The organism is Natronorubrum halophilum (genome assembly GCF_003670115.1).
Taxonomy (GTDB): Archaea; Halobacteriota; Halobacteria; order Halobacteriales; family Natrialbaceae; genus Natronorubrum; species Natronorubrum halophilum.
Window position 1 is genome coordinate 607,575 of the sequence record NZ_QQTY01000001.1, and the last position, 17,290, is coordinate 624,864.

The following is a 17,290-nucleotide window of genomic DNA, read 5'->3' on the forward strand; positions in this document are numbered from 1 at the left end:
ACTCGAGCCGAGACGGAGGACCGACGTCACTCCGAGACGTCTTCTTCGCTCAGCATGTCGGTTTCGGTAACGACGAACTTCGCTAACGTTTGTTTGGTGTGCATCGCGACGAGGTGGTTCTCGAGGGTCTGGCCGCCTTTGATGTCCACGTGACAAAGCGGACATTCGACCGGGATTCTGGTCGCCATGCTCCCAACAGAATGCACACGAGCAAAAGATTGCAGCAAGCATGTTCGTCCCGCTATCGAGAGTCGTTCGCGGGTCCTGGAGCCCTTTCACCGTTCAGGAGTCACGACCGCCGATTCCGCTCGAGGGGAGGACTCGGCGGACCATCTCTCGGTCGTAGCGGTCGGTCCGGAACAGGCCGAGACAGAACAGGACGGCGACGCCGGCAGCCAGCCAGTTGCCGTAGAGGACGTTGATGGTCCCCCAGAGTAGGAGGAAGCTCACCAGATCGTCGAGGATAAACTCGCAGGTTCGAACGCGCTCGAGCAGCGACTCGCGGTCGAATGCGAGGTCGACGAACACGACGGCAACGGTGCCCGAAATGAGCCAGCCGACGTAGTTCGAGAGCGGGACGCCGTAGTAGCCGCCCGCGGGGACGAACGCCCAGAAGCCGATGGCGACCGCGGCGGGATCGAGCACGAGGTCGATCGCAACGACGGCCCCGATCGCGGTGAGAACCCTTCGGAGAGTGCTTTCGCTCCGATTCTCGAGGACGAGCAACGTGAACAGGTAGGCGTTCATCACCAGCGGGATGAAAAACAGCGGAAGGGCCAGCGGAACCGCACCGAACAGCATCGGTCCGAGCTGGATGGCGTACTCGAAGGTACCGTACGGCCAGCCCGTTCGAACGCCGACGACTTCGATCGCGTAGGTGTACGCCGTCAGCGCGCCCAGACAGCCGAGCGCCCGCCAGCCGATTCGCGGGAGCACCCCGACGAGCAACGGCGAGCGCATCACCACCGTGCCGAAGAGAACGAACAGCGGGTTGTACGCCAGCGGATCGGGCAAAAGCCCCTCCGCGCTCGCGACCAGCGTCACCGCGCCGACGAACGGAAAGACGACCGCGATCGTGAACCGATTCTCGCGAATGACCGCCTCGAGGCGTCGCTGGACGGCCGCTCGCGTCGTGACGGCGCTCGGTGGGGAATGTCGGTTATCCATGGATCAGTCTCCAGAGCCCGCCCATCGTCAGGACCGCCCCGACGAGCGTGTTGATCGCCGGGAACCACCAGTACGCGCGGTCGACGGCGACGCTCGAGGTGACGATTGCCGCGACGAGTCCGGGATAGACGAGCATAAGCGCGCCGAGTCGAGGATCGAGCACGCCGAACGCGACGACGCTCGCGAGCCAGCAGCCGCCGCAGTAGGCGTACGTTCGACGCTCGCCGAGCGTCGTCGCGGTCGTTTCGATCCCCGTTTCTCGGTCGGGTTCGATGTCGGGGATCGCCGAAAAGGTGTGCATGCCCATCGCCCAGAGCCAGCCGCCGAGGACGGCGATCAGGGGCGTCTGGCTTCCGGCAACGGCGGCGTAGGCTGCCCCGGCCGGCGTGATGTAGAGACCGTTCGAGATCGAGTCCAACAGCGGCGTGGTCTTGAATCTGATCGGCGGCGCGCTGTAGGCTGCCCCGAGGAGGAGAAACGCGGCGATCCAGGGCCACGCCGCCGTCGGAACGAACGGGACCAACACGAGCGGGAGGAGCGCACAGATCGTCACGGCGACCGGAACGACGGACTGTCCGCCATAGCGGGCCTCCTTCGCGTCCTTCTTCGGGTTCGCGGCGTCTATCTCGCGGTCGTAGACGTCGTTGATGCCGTAGAGGAAGACGTTCGCCGGCACGAGGAAGTAGCCGAACAGGAGTATCGCCGCGGGGGCGAACAGTTCGCTCACGGTGTCGGCGGCGTAGGCGACGCCGACGAGAACCGGACCCGCCAGATAGAACCAGAACCGCGGCCGCGAGAGCGTCAGCAGGTACGAGAGCTGTTCGCCGAGGCTCTCGTCGTCCGTCGGTGTTGGACTCGCACTCATCGTTGTGAGCTGTCGGCGGTCACGGCTCCGGGGACCGTCCGTAATCCTCGAGGACCTTTTCGGCGGTCAGTTCACCGCTGATGAGACACATCGGGACGCCGATACCGGGCGTGGTGTCGCCACCGACGAAGTAGAGGCCGTCGTCTTCCCTCGAGCGGTGGGGCGGCCGGAAGAGCGACGTCTGGCGGAGCGTGTGAGCCAGTCCGAGCGCCGTTCCCTCGTAGCTGTTGTACCGGTCGGCGAAGTCCTCGATACAGAATCGCTCCTCGAGGACGATCCGGTCGCGGAGATCGGTACCGGTGTTGGCGGCGATGTCTTCGAGGATCTGGTCGCGGTATTCTTCGCGGATTTCGGGGGTATCCTTGAGTCCGGGGGCGACGGGGACGAGGACGAACAGCGCACTGTGTCCCGCTGGCGCGACGTCCTCGTCCGTCCTGGAGGGCACACAGAGGTAGTATGCGGGCTCGTCGGGCCACTGTGGATCCTCGAAGATCTGCTCGAAGTGGGTCTCCCAGTTGGTCGGGAGGACGAGCGAGTGGTGGGCCAGTTCGTCAACCGTGCCCTCGACGCCGAGGTACAGCAAGAACGCGGAGGGCGCGTACGTCCGCTCGTCCCAGTAGGCGGCGTCGTAGCCGCGCCGTTCGGGCGGGAGCAGGTCCTGTTCAGTGTGGGCGTAATCGGCGTTGCTGACCACGAGATCCGGTCGAAGGGGACCAGTCGACGTTTCGACGAGGAACGCACCCTCGCGGCCCTTGATCGCCGTCGCTGGACGATCGGTGTCGTACTCGACGCCCAGTTCGCGACCGAGTTCCTCGAACGCGTCGATGACGGCACCGATTCCGCCTTCGGGGTACCAGACGCCGAGGTTGAAATCGACGTGGCTCATCAGGTTGTACAGCGCCGGCGTGTTCGTCGGCGAACCGCCCAGAAAGACCAGCGTGTACTGCATGATCTGCTGGAGTTTCGGGTGGTCGAAGTAGTTCTCGACGTGCCCTTGCATCGACCCCAGCAGGGAGAGGCCGCGAGCCTGGCGGGCCACGTCCAGATCGATGTAGTCCCGCAGTCGGGTGCGGTCCTCGTAGACGAAGTGTTCCATCCCAACCTCGTAGTTCTCGCGTGACTTCTCGAGGTAGCGCTCGAGGGCGTCGCCGGCACCGGTTTCGTACTCCTCGAAGACGGCCTTCGTTCGCTCGAGATCGGGCGTCACATCGACCCGATCTCCGTCCTTGAAGAACAGTCGGTAGTGCGGATCGAGATGCGTCAGTTCGTAGTAGTCGGTTGGCGTCCGGTCGAAATCGGCGAAAAATCGCTCGAAGACATCGGGCATGAGGTACCACGACGGCCCCATGTCGAACCGGAAGCCGTCTTTCTCGAGGCGACTCGCTCGGCCGCCGAGTTGTTCGTTCTGCTCGATAACTCGAACGTCGGCGCCCGCGTCGGCGAGGTAACAGGCCGTCGAGAGGCCGCCGACGCCGGCACCGATCACGACGACGGACTCACCGGCCAGCGATTGCATATCTTACTCTCAGTGCAGGTGTACTGTTAAACGTACGTCATGCCTACGTAGGGTTCCGGCACTCCGGGCGCGGTGCGGTGATACGACGGGATCCGGACGCACCGACCGACGAGGGATGACAAGCGATCGCAATCGTCTCGTCGCCTTCAAAGCCAAACGCTTAGTTCGTCTGCCGATTCTGACCACCCAATGAGCGATTCTGACAGTCCCGAACGCGGTGACGGGGGTGGCCCGTCTCAAGGGACGACGGTCCCGCCGGACCAATCGGAGCCGGAGGCGACGACGGAGACGGTCCGCGATGCGGTCGAACGATCCAGACACGGCGCTCCCGCGGTCGGTTCGGTCGTTCGCGATCGGTTCTCGTCCGACGAGGTCTTCCAGCGGATCATCGCGGACGCCGACGAAGAGATCACATCGGGAAACCGTGAACTGTTCTTCAGTGGGCTCGCCGCCGGTTTCGCGATCACGATCACGTTTCTGTTGTACGCCTCGATGTACGCCTCGACGGACGGCCATCCGGTGTTGAGTGCGCTACTGTACCCGCTCGGATTTATCTACATCATCATCGGCGGCTACCAGCTATATACCGAAAACACGCTCCCGCCAGTCGCGCTGACCCTCGAGCGACTGGCCAGCCTGCCGGCCCTGCTTCGACACTGGACGATCGTCCTCGCGGGGAACTTCGTTGGCGGTGCGTTCGGCGCAGCGGCACTCACATGGGGTGGTGTGTTCTCACCTGAAGCGGCGACCGAAGCGATGAATATCGCACACCACGGCGTCGAGACGGCGTGGTGGGACCTGTTCTCCAAAGCGGCCTTCGCCGGTCTGATCGTCGCCGGCGTCGTCTGGGTCACGTTCGCCTCACGCGATACGATCTCTCGACTCGTCGTCGTCTATCTCGCCTTTCTTGCGATCCCGCTGGGAAACCTGTTTCACGTCGTCGTCTCCTTCACCGAGATGCTCTATCTGGTCTTCGCCGGTGAACTCGGGATCATCGTCGGGATGACCGAATTCGTCCTGCCCGTACTTCTCGGAAACACCCTCGGCGGCATCCTGCTCGTCACCGTCGTCAACTACTACCAGACGAGCGAGAAGCGCCTCGAGTCCGCCCGGTTCGAGGGCATCGAGCGGCGACTCTCCGTTCGCGAGTGGCTCTTCGGGAGCCTCGTCGGTCGGTCGTACGTGCCGCTGATCGACACGTCCGAGACCGGGATAGCCGACGACGACGAGACGTACCGGATACTGGTCCCGATCGCGAACCCGCGCACCGAATCGCGACTCGTCGAACTCGCCACGACCCTCGCGAGCGCTCGCGAATCCGCAATCGTCCACGTCGTCCACATCGTCCAGACGCCCGACCGACCGGCGGCGGCTGGAAACGAGACACAGCGCGCCCGGATCATCGATGAATCCGAGGCGCTGCTCGAGAATCTCAACGAATCCGTCGGCCTCGACACCGTCGAGTACGAGACGTCAACGATCGTCACCCACCGCTCGTTCGAGGAACTCTTCGACACCGCAGAGCGCCAGCACGCCGACCTCGTGATGATGGGGTGGGCCGGCAACAACCTGTGGGATGCCGCGCGCGCCGAACGGCCGCTCAACGAGTTGACCAGCCAGCTTCCGTGCGATTTCCTCGTGTTCAAGGACCGCGGTCTGGACACCTCGCGAATCCTCCTGCCGACGGCCGGCGGCCCGGATTCGGACCTGAGCGCGGAGGTCGCGACGACGCTCGACACGACCGTCGGCGCCGACGTGTCCCTGCTCCACATCGTCGACAATCCCGACGAACGCGAGGCCGGCGAACAATTCCTCTCCGAGTGGGCGGTCGACCACGATTTGCACGACGCCGAAATCATCGTCGACGACTCCGGCGACGTCGAGCGGGCGATCTGCCGCGCGGCCGACGACCACACGATGGTGCTGATCGGCGCGACGGAACGCGGATTGCTCTCTCGGCTCGTGACCGGTTCGCTGCACCTCGACGTCGTCAACGACGTCGACTGTTCGGTGTTGCTCGCCGAACGCCCGGATCAGCGGTCGCTCTTCAAACGATTGTTCGGCCGGTAGGCGCGACGGCTACGGCTCGCTCGAGCGGACGGGCCTCAACCGCGTCCGATGGATTCCTGTTATCGGCGCACGTACGTGACCCATGACTGGGACGACAGCCGTCGTAACCGGCGGCACTCGCGGGATCGGACGAGCCGTCGCCGAGGCCTTCGTCGACAATGGAACGACGGTCGTGATCGGCGCTCGAGACGGCGATGCGGTGGCAGAAACCGTCGGGGCACTCGAGGAACGACTCGAACCATCCAGGGCGACTGTCGCGGGCGTTCGTACCGACGTGCGCGACGAGTTCGACCTCGAGCGACTGCTCGAGACCGCCTCGCGAACCGGCGATTCGGGCGGTATCGATCTCGTCGTCCCCGCAGCGGGAGTCTATCACGGCGAGTCGGGCGCAACGCCGACGGATCGCGACTCGTACTCGGCGTTCGACGATCACTGGCGGATCAACGCTCGCGGCGTCTTCGCGACGATTCTCGAGTCGCTTCCGCACCTGAACGACGGCGCTCGCGTGCTCGTTCCGACGGGATCGATCGCTCGCGAGGCGAAACCGGGCTACGGCTCCTACGCGGTCTCGAAGGCGACCGCGGAGGCGGTCGCTCGAGGGTTCGCCGCCGATACCGCATACACCGTCGGCTGTCTCGATCCGGGGCAGGTCGCGACCGAGCTGTCGGGTGGGACGGGGCGCGATCCGGAATCCGTCGCCGGGCTGTTCGTCTGGGCGGCGCTCGAGGCCGAACCCGACGAGATCGACGGGAGCGTGGTCGGGTTGAAGGAGTGGAAGCAGGCGACGCGGTGAATTGCTATCGCGGCAAGTGGTTTATCCGGTCATTTCGAGGAGATCCCGTGACCGATAGCGGGAGAGCGCACTCGAACCCGGTAGACGCCGTGGTAGTAGCTCGATCCGCGACGCTGCCGTCGCTCGTCGAGTCGGTATCAGCTCCGCGGAGAAATCTAGTTCGAAGGTCGAAACCGAGGGTTCAATCGATGTGGCCTTCGCGACGCAGTTGATCTGCGTCCTGGCCAGTGTAGCGCCATTCGATCGTTGCCTTCTCATCCTGCCAGTCCCACGGCTCGGCGACGACGATGTCGTCTTGCTCGATCCAGGTGCGGTATTTCATCCGCCCGGGAATGCGGCCGAGACGTTCCTCACCGTCTTCACAACGGAGTTGGACGTGGTTGCCACCAAGATGTTCGGTTACGACGGCGAATACTTCATCGCTGTTGGGCATACGGAGGTTCCGTCGCCCGGAGTCTTCTGTCACAACCTGACTACGTGGGGAAGACATTTAAAACATAGGAGAGACGTGGTAGCGTCCCACTAACGGCGGTTGGGTTGTCGTTCGAGGGATCATCGATCAGTTCGCCACCGGCCGGATTCGAGACGCTACAGTTCGCGTTCCGAATCCGGGTTCTCGAGGTCCCAGAGAACCTCCGGCAGAAACGCCTCAAGGTTGTCGATCACCGATCGGTCGCTGACGTCGAGCCCCTCGCAGTGTTCGTGGGCCGAGTCCCGGATGTCGACGTGGAGGTCGCCGTCCTCGAGCCAGACGCCGAGCGGGAAGACCGAACACCGCGTGGGCTTCCAGTCCTCCTCGAGGTGCAGCGAGCAGAGGCCGTCCTCCCGCAAGAACGCACAGGCACAGCCGTCCTCGTCGACGTGATCGTCCCGGTCTTTCTCCTCGCGCGTGACGAACTTCTCGCCCCGAAACTCGGTCGTCGTCTCCGCGAGATTCGCCCGTTGAGCCAACTCGAGGAGATCCCTGTCGTAGAGCAAGACGCCGTGCTGGCAACACCAGGTACAGTCCTCGACGCACTCGAACGTGAGGTCGGGATCGAACTCGACGACGACCTCGCGGTCGGGATAGACTTCGACGCGTCGCGTAGCGTCAGCGCTCACGTGATGGGGGATGGTGGGCGGCCTGAAGTGCCTTTCTACCGATCGTCGTCGCGCGAAACGCGTCTTACTCGAGCGGGAGGTGCTCCCGTTCGCTCGAGTCGACGACCGTGTTTCGGAGCGTGCCGACGCCCTCGTAGGTGATCTCGACGGTGTCGCCGGGTTCGACCAGTCCGGGGTTGGCGGGGCTACCGAAGGCGACGACGTCGCCGGGCCGGAAGGTGAACCGTCGGGAGAGAACGGAGATGATCTCGTACGGATCGAACAGCATCAGTTCGGTGGTCGCCTCCTGACGGCGCTCGCCGGCGACGTCGGTCCACATATCGATCGCAGTTGGATCGACGTCGGTCTCGATCCACGGCCCCAGCGGACCGGAGCCGTCGAACGCCTTCCGGGCCGTACGTCCCTGCTGATCGAGCGCGTCCACGTCGTTCATGACGGTGTAGCCCCGAACGACGTCGGATACGTCGTCTACCGAGAGATTTCGACAGGGCTCGTCGATGACGGCCGCGAGTTCGCCCGCATAAGTAAGTTCGTCGGTGAACTCGGGATAGGGAATCGGATCCCGGTGGCCGAGCAGCGACGCCGGCGGCTTGATGAAGAAGTCGGGTTCGTCGGGACGGTCGTACGACATCTGGTCGAGCGTCGCCGCGTAGTTGCGACCGACGCAGTACAGCGTCGAGGGTTCGCAAGGCGGAAGGAGCCTTCCGTCGACACCCACCTCGTAAACGCCGTCGTCGCCGCGTACGACGCCGTCATCGTACCGTCCGGTAACCGGACCATCGTCGGTCGCGATCCGCGCGAGTTTCATGATCGGCGGTCTCGCTTCGCGAACAGTAGTGGTATCGATTTGCCCGCGACATCCGTTCGCGTCGGTGGTCGTACTCGAGTTCGACCCTGTTCCGTGGGGATCGCCCCTCATCTGACGTCGTGGTTCTCGCCCGACGAGACCGGCATATGGAGGCCCGACGTATTCCCCACCGTACGGACAACGCACGTCCATGTGCGCTACCCTTACGGTGGACGACGAAGAGAAGCGGGTCGTCAATACGAACGGGGAGGAGATCGGCACCATCGACGAGGTCGGTACGGGAGTCGCGTACGTCGAACCCGGGCCGGAGATGGCGGAGTCAATCAAATCGCGGCTTCGTCGAGACCGGGACGTCGCCGGCGGGATGGAGCGCTATCACCTCGACGAGGATCACATCGAGGAGATCACCGGAGACGAAGTCCGGCTACAGCAGTTCTAACCGGCTGAGAGCGGTTTCGTCGACTGTGGCCGGGGCGGGAGATCGAATCGGACGCCACACCACTCTATCCGACAGGCGTGACATTCGGCTCCGAGAGCCAGCCCGGTTCCGCTCCCTCGAAGACCTGAACGCCCGAGCGACCGCTCCGTCGCGGTCACTCCTCGAGGACGAGGTACGTGCGCGAACCGCGGTGCTCGAGCGAGACCTCGTCCGTGTCGACGTTCGATTCGACGAACGCCTCGATACCATCGGCGTGCAGGTCGGTGACATCGATTCGGCGTCGCTCCGGTTCCAGTTCGAGTGTGGCCGGACCTTCGCGGCCGTCGGTGTGCTCGCTGCGGTCGTCAGTGCTGTCGACGATCAGTGCCATACTGGACGATAACCCGGAAGGTACGTCAATGCGATCCACCCGGAGTGAAAGTGAAAGTGCAGGAGAGCGGCGGTGTCCCGGAGAATCTCCGTCGCCGCCGATCGCGGCGGCCGTTCACAACCTGGCTAGCCTAACTGTTTGATTTCGACCAGATGTGGCCCCTCGTCGGTCTCGAGTGCGACCGTCTCGACGATCGCGTTTCGCGCTCGAGTCTGCCACGCGTCGACCGCCTCTGCATGACGCTTGCGGAGTCGTTCGGTCTCCGCTACGTCCGCGCCCTCGAGTTCCGTCTCGAGGGCGGGGTACTCCTCGACGACGTCGGCTTCGATGACGGCGGCTGGCGAAACGTGTACGGCACCGGTTAGTTCGGTGTCGTCGCGCCGGTAGACGTGAAGGCGGCCCCGCATCCGACCGTGAAACGGCGGCGTCACTCGGAGCACCGCCTCGCCGGGGTTCTCCCGCGTGTACGCGTAGGCGTTGGCGGCGTCCTCCGGCGAGAGCGCGAGCGAACGGACGGCTGTCGGATCGTCGTCATCGTCTCCGACCATTGCTCGATCGTTGGACTCGAAGCAGGTTAACGTTGCGAGGCGGCGTCAGAATCCGCCTCGAGCGGCGGTCGAAAGACGTCCGCCCGAACGTCCGTCGAGACGCCGTAGATCGCGTCGGCGACCGACTTCGGGAGTTCCCGGTCGTCGCGTTCGTAGTGGGCGCGAAGCGAGGCGCGAACGGCCTCCCGAACGCAGGCTCGAGTCGCCGCGCCGACGTCGGTCCCGCTCCCCGAAAATTCGGCCGGCTCGCCCGTCGGATCGTGTCCGACGACGACCGCGTCCGTCGTCGTCCCCGGAACGCCGGCTTCCGCGAGCAGCGTCGCCGCCTTCGCCTCCGCGGCGACGGCGATCAGGTTCGCCAGCGCGCCGGGAGCGAGCGCCCGCGTCGTGCCGAGGATTACGTTGACCGTCCCTCGACCCGGCGTCGCGTTCGCGTCATCGGATCCGGACGTCGCAGACGGCGACTCGCCGGACGGGGATATCGGCAGCGCGGCCGGGTTCGAGATTCCGGCGGTCGCGTAGGCCGTCACCGAGCCACAGCACGCGCCGCGGGCCTCCGTCTGTTCGACGCCGGTGAGCAGAGTCGGCCCGGGACCGGTCCGCTCCCGCCGGCTCTCGCTGCGTTTCTCGCGGTCGCGTTCGGAGCCGTCGTCGGCGAACCCCGCCCGCTCGAGGCGCTCGTCCACGTACGGTCCGAGGTCGGTCCGGTCCCAGCCCTCGGGAACCGTGATATTGTACGCACGGTCGGCCGTCCGGCGGCCGCCGTTCCACCCGGTCGAGAGCCACTCGGTACCGGGCCGAGCGACCCGGAGGACGCCCGTCCGACGGATCGCATCGTACGGTTGATCAACCTCGGTCATTCGTGGGACTCGCCGCTGGTGTGCTCACAGCAGTCAGACTCGAGAACGCCGAGCGCCGCGAGCAGCCGATCGTTCGCGTCGCAGTCCTTGACGGCGACGCGGACGTGCGACTCGAGGCCGCGAAAGGTCCTCGCGTCTCGGATCGCGACGCCGCTCTCACGGGCCGAGGCGATCACCGCGTCGACGTCGCGGTCGCCGACGTCACACAGCAGGTACGGCGCGTCCGACGGATCGACGTCGAACCGCTCCTCGAGTGCGTCGCGCATCCGATCGCGTTCGCTCGCGACGCGCTCGCGCGTGTCTCGCACGAACGCGTCCTGATCCAGACAGTGAGCGCCGACGCGGGCGGCGGGGGTTCCGAGCGACCACGCGCGACGGGCCGTCTCGAGGGACTCCCACCGCCGGCCGGTCGCAACCGCGAACCCGGCGCGCAGCCCCGGAAGACCGAACAGTTTGGTGAGCGAGCGAGCGACGATCACGTGCTCGAGGCCGAACCCGGCGGCCGACGGCAGGTCGGTAAACCCGAGAAACGCCTCGTCGACCAGGAGCGTCGTTCCGGCCCCTTCACAGCGGGCCGCAAACGCCGCCAGTTCGTCGGGATCGGCCGCCTCGCCGGTCGGATTGTTCGGCGTACAGACGACCGCGAGCGCGCACTCCTCGAGGACGTCGCCCTCGACTGCCAGAATCTCGTCGTGCGGAACGAACCGCGGCGACGCCCCCTGCAACTGGACTTCGCGGGCGTACTCGCCAAAACTCGGATAGGGTACGAGGGCGTCGTCGCCGGGCTCGAGCGCGATCTCCATCGCCGATCGGATCGCGGCCAGCCCGCCGGGCGTCGGGATCACCCGTGCCGGATCGCAGCCGACGAACTCGGCCGCGGCGGCCCGGAACGCCGGGTAGTCGTCGTCGGGATACCTGCGGGACTCCTCGAGGGCGCGTTCGTACACCGTCGTCACCCCGTCGGGCGTAGACGGGTTGGTATTGGCCGAGAAGTCGAGGATCTCGCGATCGGAGTCGCCGCCGTGAGGGACCCGTTCCCCGGTGCGAACCGATTCAGGGTCCACGATCACCCTCCGGCGCGGCGTCGGTTCCGGTCGCCCCGACCGGTTCGGTTTCGTCCGCGGCTTCGATACCGAGGCGAGCGCACACGGCCTCGAACCGGTCTAACACCGCCGGCATCCGTCCGTCGGGAACGAGCGAGAGCGCACCGCCCATCGCGACGCCTTCTTTCGCCACGCCGGCGCAGTAGCGCTCCATGGAGACGTGCTCGCGCTCGTCGAAACCGGGATCGGTCACGGTCAGTTCGCAGTTCAGGCGGTAACAGGCCTCCCCGAGTTCGTCGCCCTGCTCGTCCGCGACGAACGAGGTGGTCGCGATCGAGAGGGGAGCGTCGACGCCGGCGTGGCGAAGGACGCTCGCGACGGCCACCATCTGGGTCCCGCCGGCGAGCGTGACGTCGGTATCCGCCTCGAGCGCGCCGGCAGCGATCCCCGCCGCGGTCGCCTGTACCGGATCGCCGACGGCGCGGATCGACTCGAGCGGCCGCCCGTCACAGCTCCCGGGGGCGAGGTCGCTGGCCTCGAGCGCCTCGTCGACGACCCGCCGTTTGGTTTCGATGGGGTTCGTCGGCAGCGACGAGGAGACGCCGGCCGGCTCGCCGAGTGCGGTGAGCACGCCGAGTGCGGTCGTCGTGCCGCCGGGAACCGTCTCGCCGATCACGAGTTCGTCGTCGGGGAGGCTCGCCCCGTACGTGTGCGCGCGATCGAAAATCGCATCCGCGTCGGGGACGGCCTCCGGGTCGCGAATATCGGCTCCGGGACCGATCCCGAGGTCGACGGCCGGCGCGGCGGTCGGCTGGGCGAGCCCCGCGTCGACGACCGACACGTCGAAGTCGACGACCTCGCGCACGGCTCTCGTCACCGCAGCAGGCGTCGGACAGCCGCCCGGGCTCACCGGCGTCACGGGGGCGAGGGTCGGCTCCCCGTACTCGAGGATTTCGACGTCCGCAGAGGGCGTGTGTTCCATCAGCTCCGGCGCGGCCCCGGCAGCGCTGATGCCGTCGATCAGCGCCGTCTCGGTCGTCCCCGCGGGAAGGACTACGCGCATCGTTAGTGACCCCCTCCGGAGAGCCAGTCGGCCGCGGTACGGGCGTCTTCGCGTCGGTTCACGTTGATCGCGAGTCGTGGATCGTAGCTTTCGTGTATCATGGATTCTGCGGCTGCCGAATCGCCGACGACGTTGACCCCGGTCGGCGCGAGGTGGGCGTCCGGGTCGAGCGTCGCGTCGACGCTCGCGCCGAGTCGGCGCTTGAGCGCGACCGGAACGCAGACGGTCCGCGAGGCGTCGCGCTCGCCGTGGACCGCGAGCACTCGATCGATCACCGGTCCCTCGAGCAGCGGCACGTCGGCCGCGACGGTGAGAATCGGCGTCGCGATTCCGGGCCGCTCGAGGAGCGCCAGCAGATCGGTCACGTAGCCCTCGCCGGCCGTTTCGATGGTAGTCACGCCGTCAGCGAGGTGGGTCCGGGTCTCCGGTGCGTTCGGCGAGACGGCGGCGTACGTCGTTTCGACGGCACTGGCCTCGAGCGCCGCCAGAACGCGATCGACCATCGCCACGCCGGCGATCGGATGGAGCGGTTTTTCGTGGGGGCTCTCGAGGCGAGTCCCCTTCCCGCCGCACATCACAACAGCGTCCACGCGATCACCCCCGTGTGGACGCCGACGATGCGGCCGATTTCGTTGGCCGCGCCGAAGACGTCACCGTTGATGCCGCCGAGAGATCGGTTCGCCCAGTACCAGGGAAGGGCGATCCCCCCGACGGCACCGAGGAGGGCGATCGCGGCGATCGGGGTGGGCCACGTAAGTGCGACTGCAGGGAGGGCGACGATGGCGGGTGCGACGAACGACGCGGGTGCGGACGCGCCGGTGAACTGTCGCCCCACCCCCTCGTGGCTCGCGCGACCGAAACAGGCCATCGCGGCCAGCCCGAGTTTCGTCCCGACTTCGGCGGCGACCGCGACCGCGACCGCCGCGAGCGCGGGCAGTCCGGCGAGTCCGAGACCGGCGAGGGCGAGCGAGACGACGGTGAGCGAGACCGCGAGCAGCGCTCCGACGCCGGTCGTCGTGTCTTTGAGAACCTCGCGTCGTCGCTCGAGGTCGCCGTGAACGACGAGCGCGTCGCCGAGATCCGCAACTCCGTCGAGGTGGTGGATCCCGACCACGGCGTAGACGGCGAGCACGTACCCCAGGGCGACGGTCGGTGTCGGGAGCGTCTCCGTCGCGAGCAGCGGCAGCGCCGCCAGCGCGCCTGCAACGTAGCCGACGATCGGGAACGCCGTCGGCCTCGAGCGAAGCGCCTCCCAGTCGCCGTCGCGGTAGCTGACGGGAATACGCGTCAAGAACCCGATCGCACCGCGGACGGCGCCGACCCAGCCGGCCATTACGAGGCCACCTCCGCCGGCCGCCACGCGACCCGCTCGAGGACGGGTTCCGCAAACGCACCGAACGCCGGGACGACGGCTTCCAGGAGCGCTGCGGTTCCCTCGAGCGCCCTCGCGATCGCCGTCGAACCGGTTGCGAGAACGACGGCGACGATGACGGCGACGACCGCGGCCTGTCCGACGACGGTGACGGCTCGCTCGCCGTCCGCGACCGTCGGCAGTTCGGCGTCGACGTTCAGGTCGTAGACGCCCGGTTTCGTGAGCCGAACCGAGAGCACGCAGGCGAGCGTCGCCATGGGCCATCCGGAGTTGGGCGACGGCGGCTCGCGCGCCCAGGCGTTCGCCCGCTCGAGTGCGAACGGATCGACTCGGGCGACGGCGATCGCGACCGCCGTAATACGGGCCGGAAGCCACATCACGAGATCGTCGAGGCGCGCGCTCGCGGTCCCGTGCGGCTTCGACGGGTAACCGAGCATCGAATCGAGCGTGTTGACGCCCTTGACCCACGCCGCGACCGCGGCGGCGGCCGGCAGCGAGAGCGGCGCGAGCAGGGCAAACGGGAGCAACGTCGCGACCAGTCCATCCGCGAGGTTCTCGCTCGCGCTCTCGACCGCCGCGCTGCGGATCTCGGCCGGCGAAAGCGTCGACGTATCACGACCGACGAGACCGCGAACCCGTTCGCGAGCCGTCTCGAGATCCCCCGATCGATCGACGCCGGATTCGTCTCCGCGCTCGGTCGCCGCCACGACCGTTTCGGTGAGATCGAGCAGCGAGCGCAGACTGGTCGTCACGAAGAGGACGACACCGGCGGCGACCGCAGCGGCGAGCGGGGAAACCTCGCTCAGGGCGAACACGAGACCGCCGGCGATGGCCGCTGGAACCAGCGGTGCGAGGATGGCGATTCCGACGCCAGCCAGCCGCTGGCCCCGCTCACTGGTGCCCCACTCCCGATCGAGTGTTCCGACGAGGCGGCCGAACCACGCCACCGGATGGAGGGCGTTCGGCGGTTCGCCGATCAGAAGGTCGAGGCTAAACGCCAACCCGAGCAGCGCGACCGTCGTCAGCACCACGGCCGTCCCCCCAGTCGGCCGCCGTTGAATCGAAATCCGCTCACATTCTCGACAGCCGTCCGTGCGGTCATAGCCCCCGTGTCCTTTCGTACTCTGCCAGTCGGTCTGGAATCGTCTCGAGCGGGTGATCCTCGAGCAGTATGGCGGTCCCACCGACCCCGTCGACGCCGCCGTCGGCTCGCGGATCGTCGCCGACGTGGACGAGTTCGTCGGGCTCGACCCCGAGTTGGCTCGCGGTGAGTTCGAAGATTTCGGGGGCGGGTTTGCGCCAGCCACAGCCGACGCTGGTCACGATAGCGTCGAAGTCGTCGCGATCGAACGCGGACCGGACGAGCGTGCGGCCCACCAGTTCGGGCACGCTACAGTTCGAACAGATGGCGACCGGCCCCAGGTCGCGAGCGGCGTCGACGGCCTCGACGGCCCCCGGTCTGGTCTCGACTTCCGGATCGAATGCGGCGACGACCGCCCGACGGGCCGCGTTTTCCTCGTTGCTGACGCCGCGACTCGCCAGCGCGCGCGAGACGTGGGCCGGCAGGGGAACTTCGGCCCCCGCGGGCGCGTCGACGTGCGTCTCGGTGTACGCCGTCTCCCAGTCGTCGGGTACGTCGACGTCGCGCTTTGCGAGTTCGGCCGCGACGGCTGCGGCCGGATCAGTCGGTCTGTCGGCGGTCACGAGCGTCCCGAAGAGGTCGAACGATACTCCCACGGGCGTGAGACTAGCGCAATTCGACTTTAACTTCGCGGTCCGTGTACGCGCGCCGAGATGCCGCCTCGGTAGACGGATAACGGAGAGGCACAGACCCTCGAGATACCGAGTACCGGGCGGATGGAAACGGCAGAGAGAAGAGAACGCCCGTCGGGTCGCTCGCTCAGGCGAGTCGGGAGAACGCGAGGTTGCCGGAGATGTTCTTGATGTAGATTTCGACGACGTCGCCCTCTTCGGCACCAGGGACGAAGATCGTGTAGCTCCCCTTCTCGGCGACACCGTCGCCCTTGCGGCCGGTGCCGGTGATCTCGACGGTGTAGGTCTTACCCTCTTCGACGGCTTCGGTCTGCTGTTGTTGCTGGCTGCTCGTCGAGCGCTTCGTGACGGGACGGAAGGCACCACACGCGTCACAGCGCAGCATCGGCGTTCGGTCCTCGCGGACGAGGCGGGTGTCTGGCAGGCCACACTCCGAACAGAGGACGTACTCGTCGACGTACGCCTCGACGGCGACGTTGAAGTCCCGTTCGGAGAAGGTACCGTTGTACCGGCCACGGCCGTCCTCGAATTTGCCGCTGGTACCCATCTCCCGCTGGATGAACCGGTGGAGGTGCTCGTCCTCGCGCGAGAGCACGTCGGCGATCTCTCCGAGGTTCGTAAACCGCGTAAACGCGCCGTCTTTCTGTATCTGGGCGTCGGGAATCTGCAGTCGTTGTTCGTCGCCTCCGATGTCCGGAACCTCCTCCATCGCTCGGTTGAGACTCGATTCGTAATCCATACCGGAGAGATGGTGACGGGGACGTAAATCCGTTCTGCTATCACGATCCGGGGACGGCGAACCGATCCGCTGACGCCGTACGGATCGCCAGCTCAGAGGGAGTCGCCGCCGCTCTCGCCGAGCGATCCCTGGTTCTCCTCGTCGAGAGCGTCGAGATCACGCTCGGCGTTCGCCTCGTTCGGATTGCCGGCCTCGCCGGTGATCTCACCGTAGACCGCCTCGCGAACCTCCTCGGGGCTATCGTACTCCTCGTTCGTCAGTCGGTCGAAGACGCTTCCCAGCGACTCCGTCTCGTTGGGCATGTCGATCGGCTCGCTCCCGTACTCCGAGGCGATCTCCTCGCTCGTAATCGGGTACTCGAGCTCCCCCAAGTGGCGCTCGACATCCTCGAGGATCGATTCGGTCGTATCGGCCCGCTGGGATTTCCGTTGCTCGGCGCGATCCTGTGCGCGGTCGCGGCTTGGACCGTCGTCGCTCATGACCGATGCTATCGCAGGTCGAAAGAAAAGCGGCCGGCCGGCGATCGCCTGTGTTATCCGCATCGTCCGTCGCCGGCGCTATTCCGATCGCAACTCGAGTTCCGTCTTCGATCGAAAGCGACCAGGACGAGGGCAGCGCCACGAAACGCGATCGCACAGCACGATCTGAAGACGGAGAACAGTGGGGCCGAGTGCTGTTCAGTGTTGTTACGATATTCCTCACAGTGGTGTTGTTACGGCTATCCTCAAAACGGATACTTGTAGACGGTCTTCCGAGAGACAGA

At 66.3% G+C, this 17,290-nt stretch carries 21 protein-coding genes; 3 read left to right on the forward strand and 18 right to left on the reverse strand.

Going from position 1 to position 17,290, the window contains the following annotated elements; translation table 11 throughout:
* Window positions 1-26 precede the first annotated feature (26 nt).
* The 4 genes from DWB23_RS22815 to DWB23_RS02920 form a co-directional block, all read right to left on the reverse strand.
* Entirely contained in the window at window positions 27-188 is a 162-nt protein-coding gene (locus DWB23_RS22815; protein WP_162989730.1) for a hypothetical protein, read from the reverse strand.
* Window positions 189-282: 94 nt separating this feature from the next.
* Window positions 283-1,167, reverse strand: coding sequence for a bisanhydrobacterioruberin hydratase (cruF, locus tag DWB23_RS02910; RefSeq protein ID WP_121741297.1), 885 nt, complete (start codon window positions 1,165-1,167; stop codon window positions 283-285).
* Window positions 1,160-2,032 carry a prenyltransferase gene (locus tag DWB23_RS02915; RefSeq protein WP_121741298.1) on the reverse strand — a complete coding sequence of 291 codons (873 nt, stop codon included), beginning with the start codon at window positions 2,030-2,032 and terminating at the stop codon, window positions 1,160-1,162. Before DWB23_RS02915 ends, cruF begins: the two co-directional genes overlap by 8 nt.
* A 19-nt stretch (window positions 2,033-2,051) precedes the next feature.
* Window positions 2,052-3,548 (reverse strand): phytoene desaturase family protein, encoded by a 1,497-nt coding sequence (locus DWB23_RS02920; RefSeq protein WP_121741299.1) that lies wholly within the window; start codon window positions 3,546-3,548, stop codon window positions 2,052-2,054.
* Between the two features lie 189 nt (window positions 3,549-3,737).
* Between DWB23_RS02920 and DWB23_RS02925 the strand changes: the two genes are divergently transcribed.
* Together DWB23_RS02925 and DWB23_RS02930 are read left to right on the forward strand one after the other, a co-directional pair.
* Window positions 3,738-5,618, forward strand: coding sequence for a formate/nitrite transporter family protein (locus tag DWB23_RS02925; RefSeq protein ID WP_121741300.1), 1,881 nt, complete (start codon window positions 3,738-3,740; stop codon window positions 5,616-5,618).
* A gap of 82 nt (window positions 5,619-5,700) precedes the next feature.
* Window positions 5,701-6,411, forward strand: a complete 711-nt coding sequence (locus DWB23_RS02930; RefSeq protein ID WP_121741301.1) for an SDR family NAD(P)-dependent oxidoreductase — start codon at window positions 5,701-5,703, stop codon at window positions 6,409-6,411.
* 181 nt (window positions 6,412-6,592) lie between these two features.
* Here the strand turns inward: DWB23_RS02930 and DWB23_RS02935 are convergent, their stop codons facing one another.
* The 3 genes from DWB23_RS02935 to DWB23_RS02945 all read right to left on the reverse strand — a co-directional run bounded on the left by DWB23_RS02935 (window position 6,593) and on the right by DWB23_RS02945 (window position 8,320).
* Window positions 6,593-6,901, reverse strand: coding sequence for a translation initiation factor eIF-1A (locus DWB23_RS02935; RefSeq protein ID WP_121741302.1), 309 nt, complete (start codon window positions 6,899-6,901; stop codon window positions 6,593-6,595).
* Window positions 6,902-6,999: 98 nt separating this feature from the next.
* Window positions 7,000-7,512, reverse strand: coding sequence for a hypothetical protein (locus DWB23_RS02940; protein ID WP_121741303.1), 513 nt, complete (start codon window positions 7,510-7,512; stop codon window positions 7,000-7,002).
* Window positions 7,513-7,576: 64 nt separating this feature from the next.
* Window positions 7,577-8,320: a fumarylacetoacetate hydrolase family protein gene (locus DWB23_RS02945; protein WP_121741304.1), complete on the reverse strand. Its 744-nt coding sequence runs from the start codon at window positions 8,318-8,320 to the stop codon at window positions 7,577-7,579.
* A 190-nt stretch (window positions 8,321-8,510) separates the two neighbouring features.
* On the opposite strand from DWB23_RS02945, the gene DWB23_RS02950 reads away from it, so the two are divergent.
* Window positions 8,511-8,759 (forward strand): hypothetical protein, encoded by a 249-nt coding sequence (locus DWB23_RS02950; RefSeq protein WP_121741305.1) that lies wholly within the window; start codon window positions 8,511-8,513, stop codon window positions 8,757-8,759.
* 154 nt (window positions 8,760-8,913) lie between these two features.
* Here the strand turns inward: DWB23_RS02950 and DWB23_RS02955 are convergent, their stop codons facing one another.
* The 11 genes from DWB23_RS02955 to DWB23_RS03005 all read right to left on the reverse strand — a co-directional run bounded on the left by DWB23_RS02955 (window position 8,914) and on the right by DWB23_RS03005 (window position 17,006).
* A complete protein-coding gene (locus DWB23_RS02955) occupies window positions 8,914-9,129 on the reverse strand; it encodes a hypothetical protein (protein WP_121741306.1) in 216 nt (71 codons plus the stop codon).
* A 125-nt stretch (window positions 9,130-9,254) separates the two neighbouring features.
* Complete coding sequence (locus DWB23_RS02960) at window positions 9,255-9,677, reverse strand: hypothetical protein (RefSeq protein WP_121741307.1); 423 nt, start codon at window positions 9,675-9,677, stop codon at window positions 9,255-9,257.
* Window positions 9,678-9,703: 26 nt separating this feature from the next.
* Window positions 9,704-10,537 (reverse strand): adenosylcobinamide amidohydrolase, encoded by an 834-nt coding sequence (locus DWB23_RS02965; protein ID WP_121741308.1) that lies wholly within the window; start codon window positions 10,535-10,537, stop codon window positions 9,704-9,706.
* The gene (locus tag DWB23_RS02970; protein ID WP_238717331.1) at window positions 10,534-11,601 is read right to left on the reverse strand and encodes a threonine-phosphate decarboxylase; all 1,068 of its coding nucleotides are present in this window, start codon (window positions 11,599-11,601) and stop codon (window positions 10,534-10,536) included. The genes DWB23_RS02965 and DWB23_RS02970 overlap by 4 nt, the downstream gene beginning before the upstream one ends.
* Window positions 11,591-12,643 carry a nicotinate mononucleotide-dependent phosphoribosyltransferase CobT gene (gene cobT / locus DWB23_RS02975; RefSeq protein WP_121741310.1) on the reverse strand — a complete coding sequence of 351 codons (1,053 nt, stop codon included), beginning with the start codon at window positions 12,641-12,643 and terminating at the stop codon, window positions 11,591-11,593. The genes DWB23_RS02970 and cobT overlap by 11 nt, the downstream gene beginning before the upstream one ends.
* Window positions 12,644-12,645: 2 nt before the next feature.
* A complete protein-coding gene (locus tag DWB23_RS02980) occupies window positions 12,646-13,218 on the reverse strand; it encodes an NTP transferase domain-containing protein (RefSeq protein ID WP_121741311.1) in 573 nt (190 codons plus the stop codon).
* Complete coding sequence (gene cobS, locus DWB23_RS02985; protein WP_121741312.1) at window positions 13,218-13,976, reverse strand: adenosylcobinamide-GDP ribazoletransferase; 759 nt, start codon at window positions 13,974-13,976, stop codon at window positions 13,218-13,220. Before cobS ends, DWB23_RS02980 begins: the two co-directional genes overlap by 1 nt.
* On the reverse strand, window positions 13,976-15,046 hold the full coding sequence (cbiB, locus tag DWB23_RS02990; protein ID WP_121741313.1) for an adenosylcobinamide-phosphate synthase CbiB: 1,071 nt from the start codon (window positions 15,044-15,046) through the stop codon (window positions 13,976-13,978). Before cbiB ends, cobS begins: the two co-directional genes overlap by 1 nt.
* Window positions 15,047-15,113: 67 nt before the next feature.
* Complete coding sequence (locus DWB23_RS02995) at window positions 15,114-15,752, reverse strand: HAD family hydrolase (RefSeq protein ID WP_121741314.1); 639 nt, start codon at window positions 15,750-15,752, stop codon at window positions 15,114-15,116.
* Between the two features lie 163 nt (window positions 15,753-15,915).
* A complete protein-coding gene (locus tag DWB23_RS03000; protein WP_121741315.1) occupies window positions 15,916-16,527 on the reverse strand; it encodes a translation initiation factor IF-2 subunit beta in 612 nt (203 codons plus the stop codon).
* Between the two features lie 92 nt (window positions 16,528-16,619).
* Entirely contained in the window at window positions 16,620-17,006 is a 387-nt protein-coding gene (locus DWB23_RS03005; RefSeq protein ID WP_121741316.1) for a DUF5789 family protein, read from the reverse strand.
* Window positions 17,007-17,290: the final 284 nt, after the last annotated feature.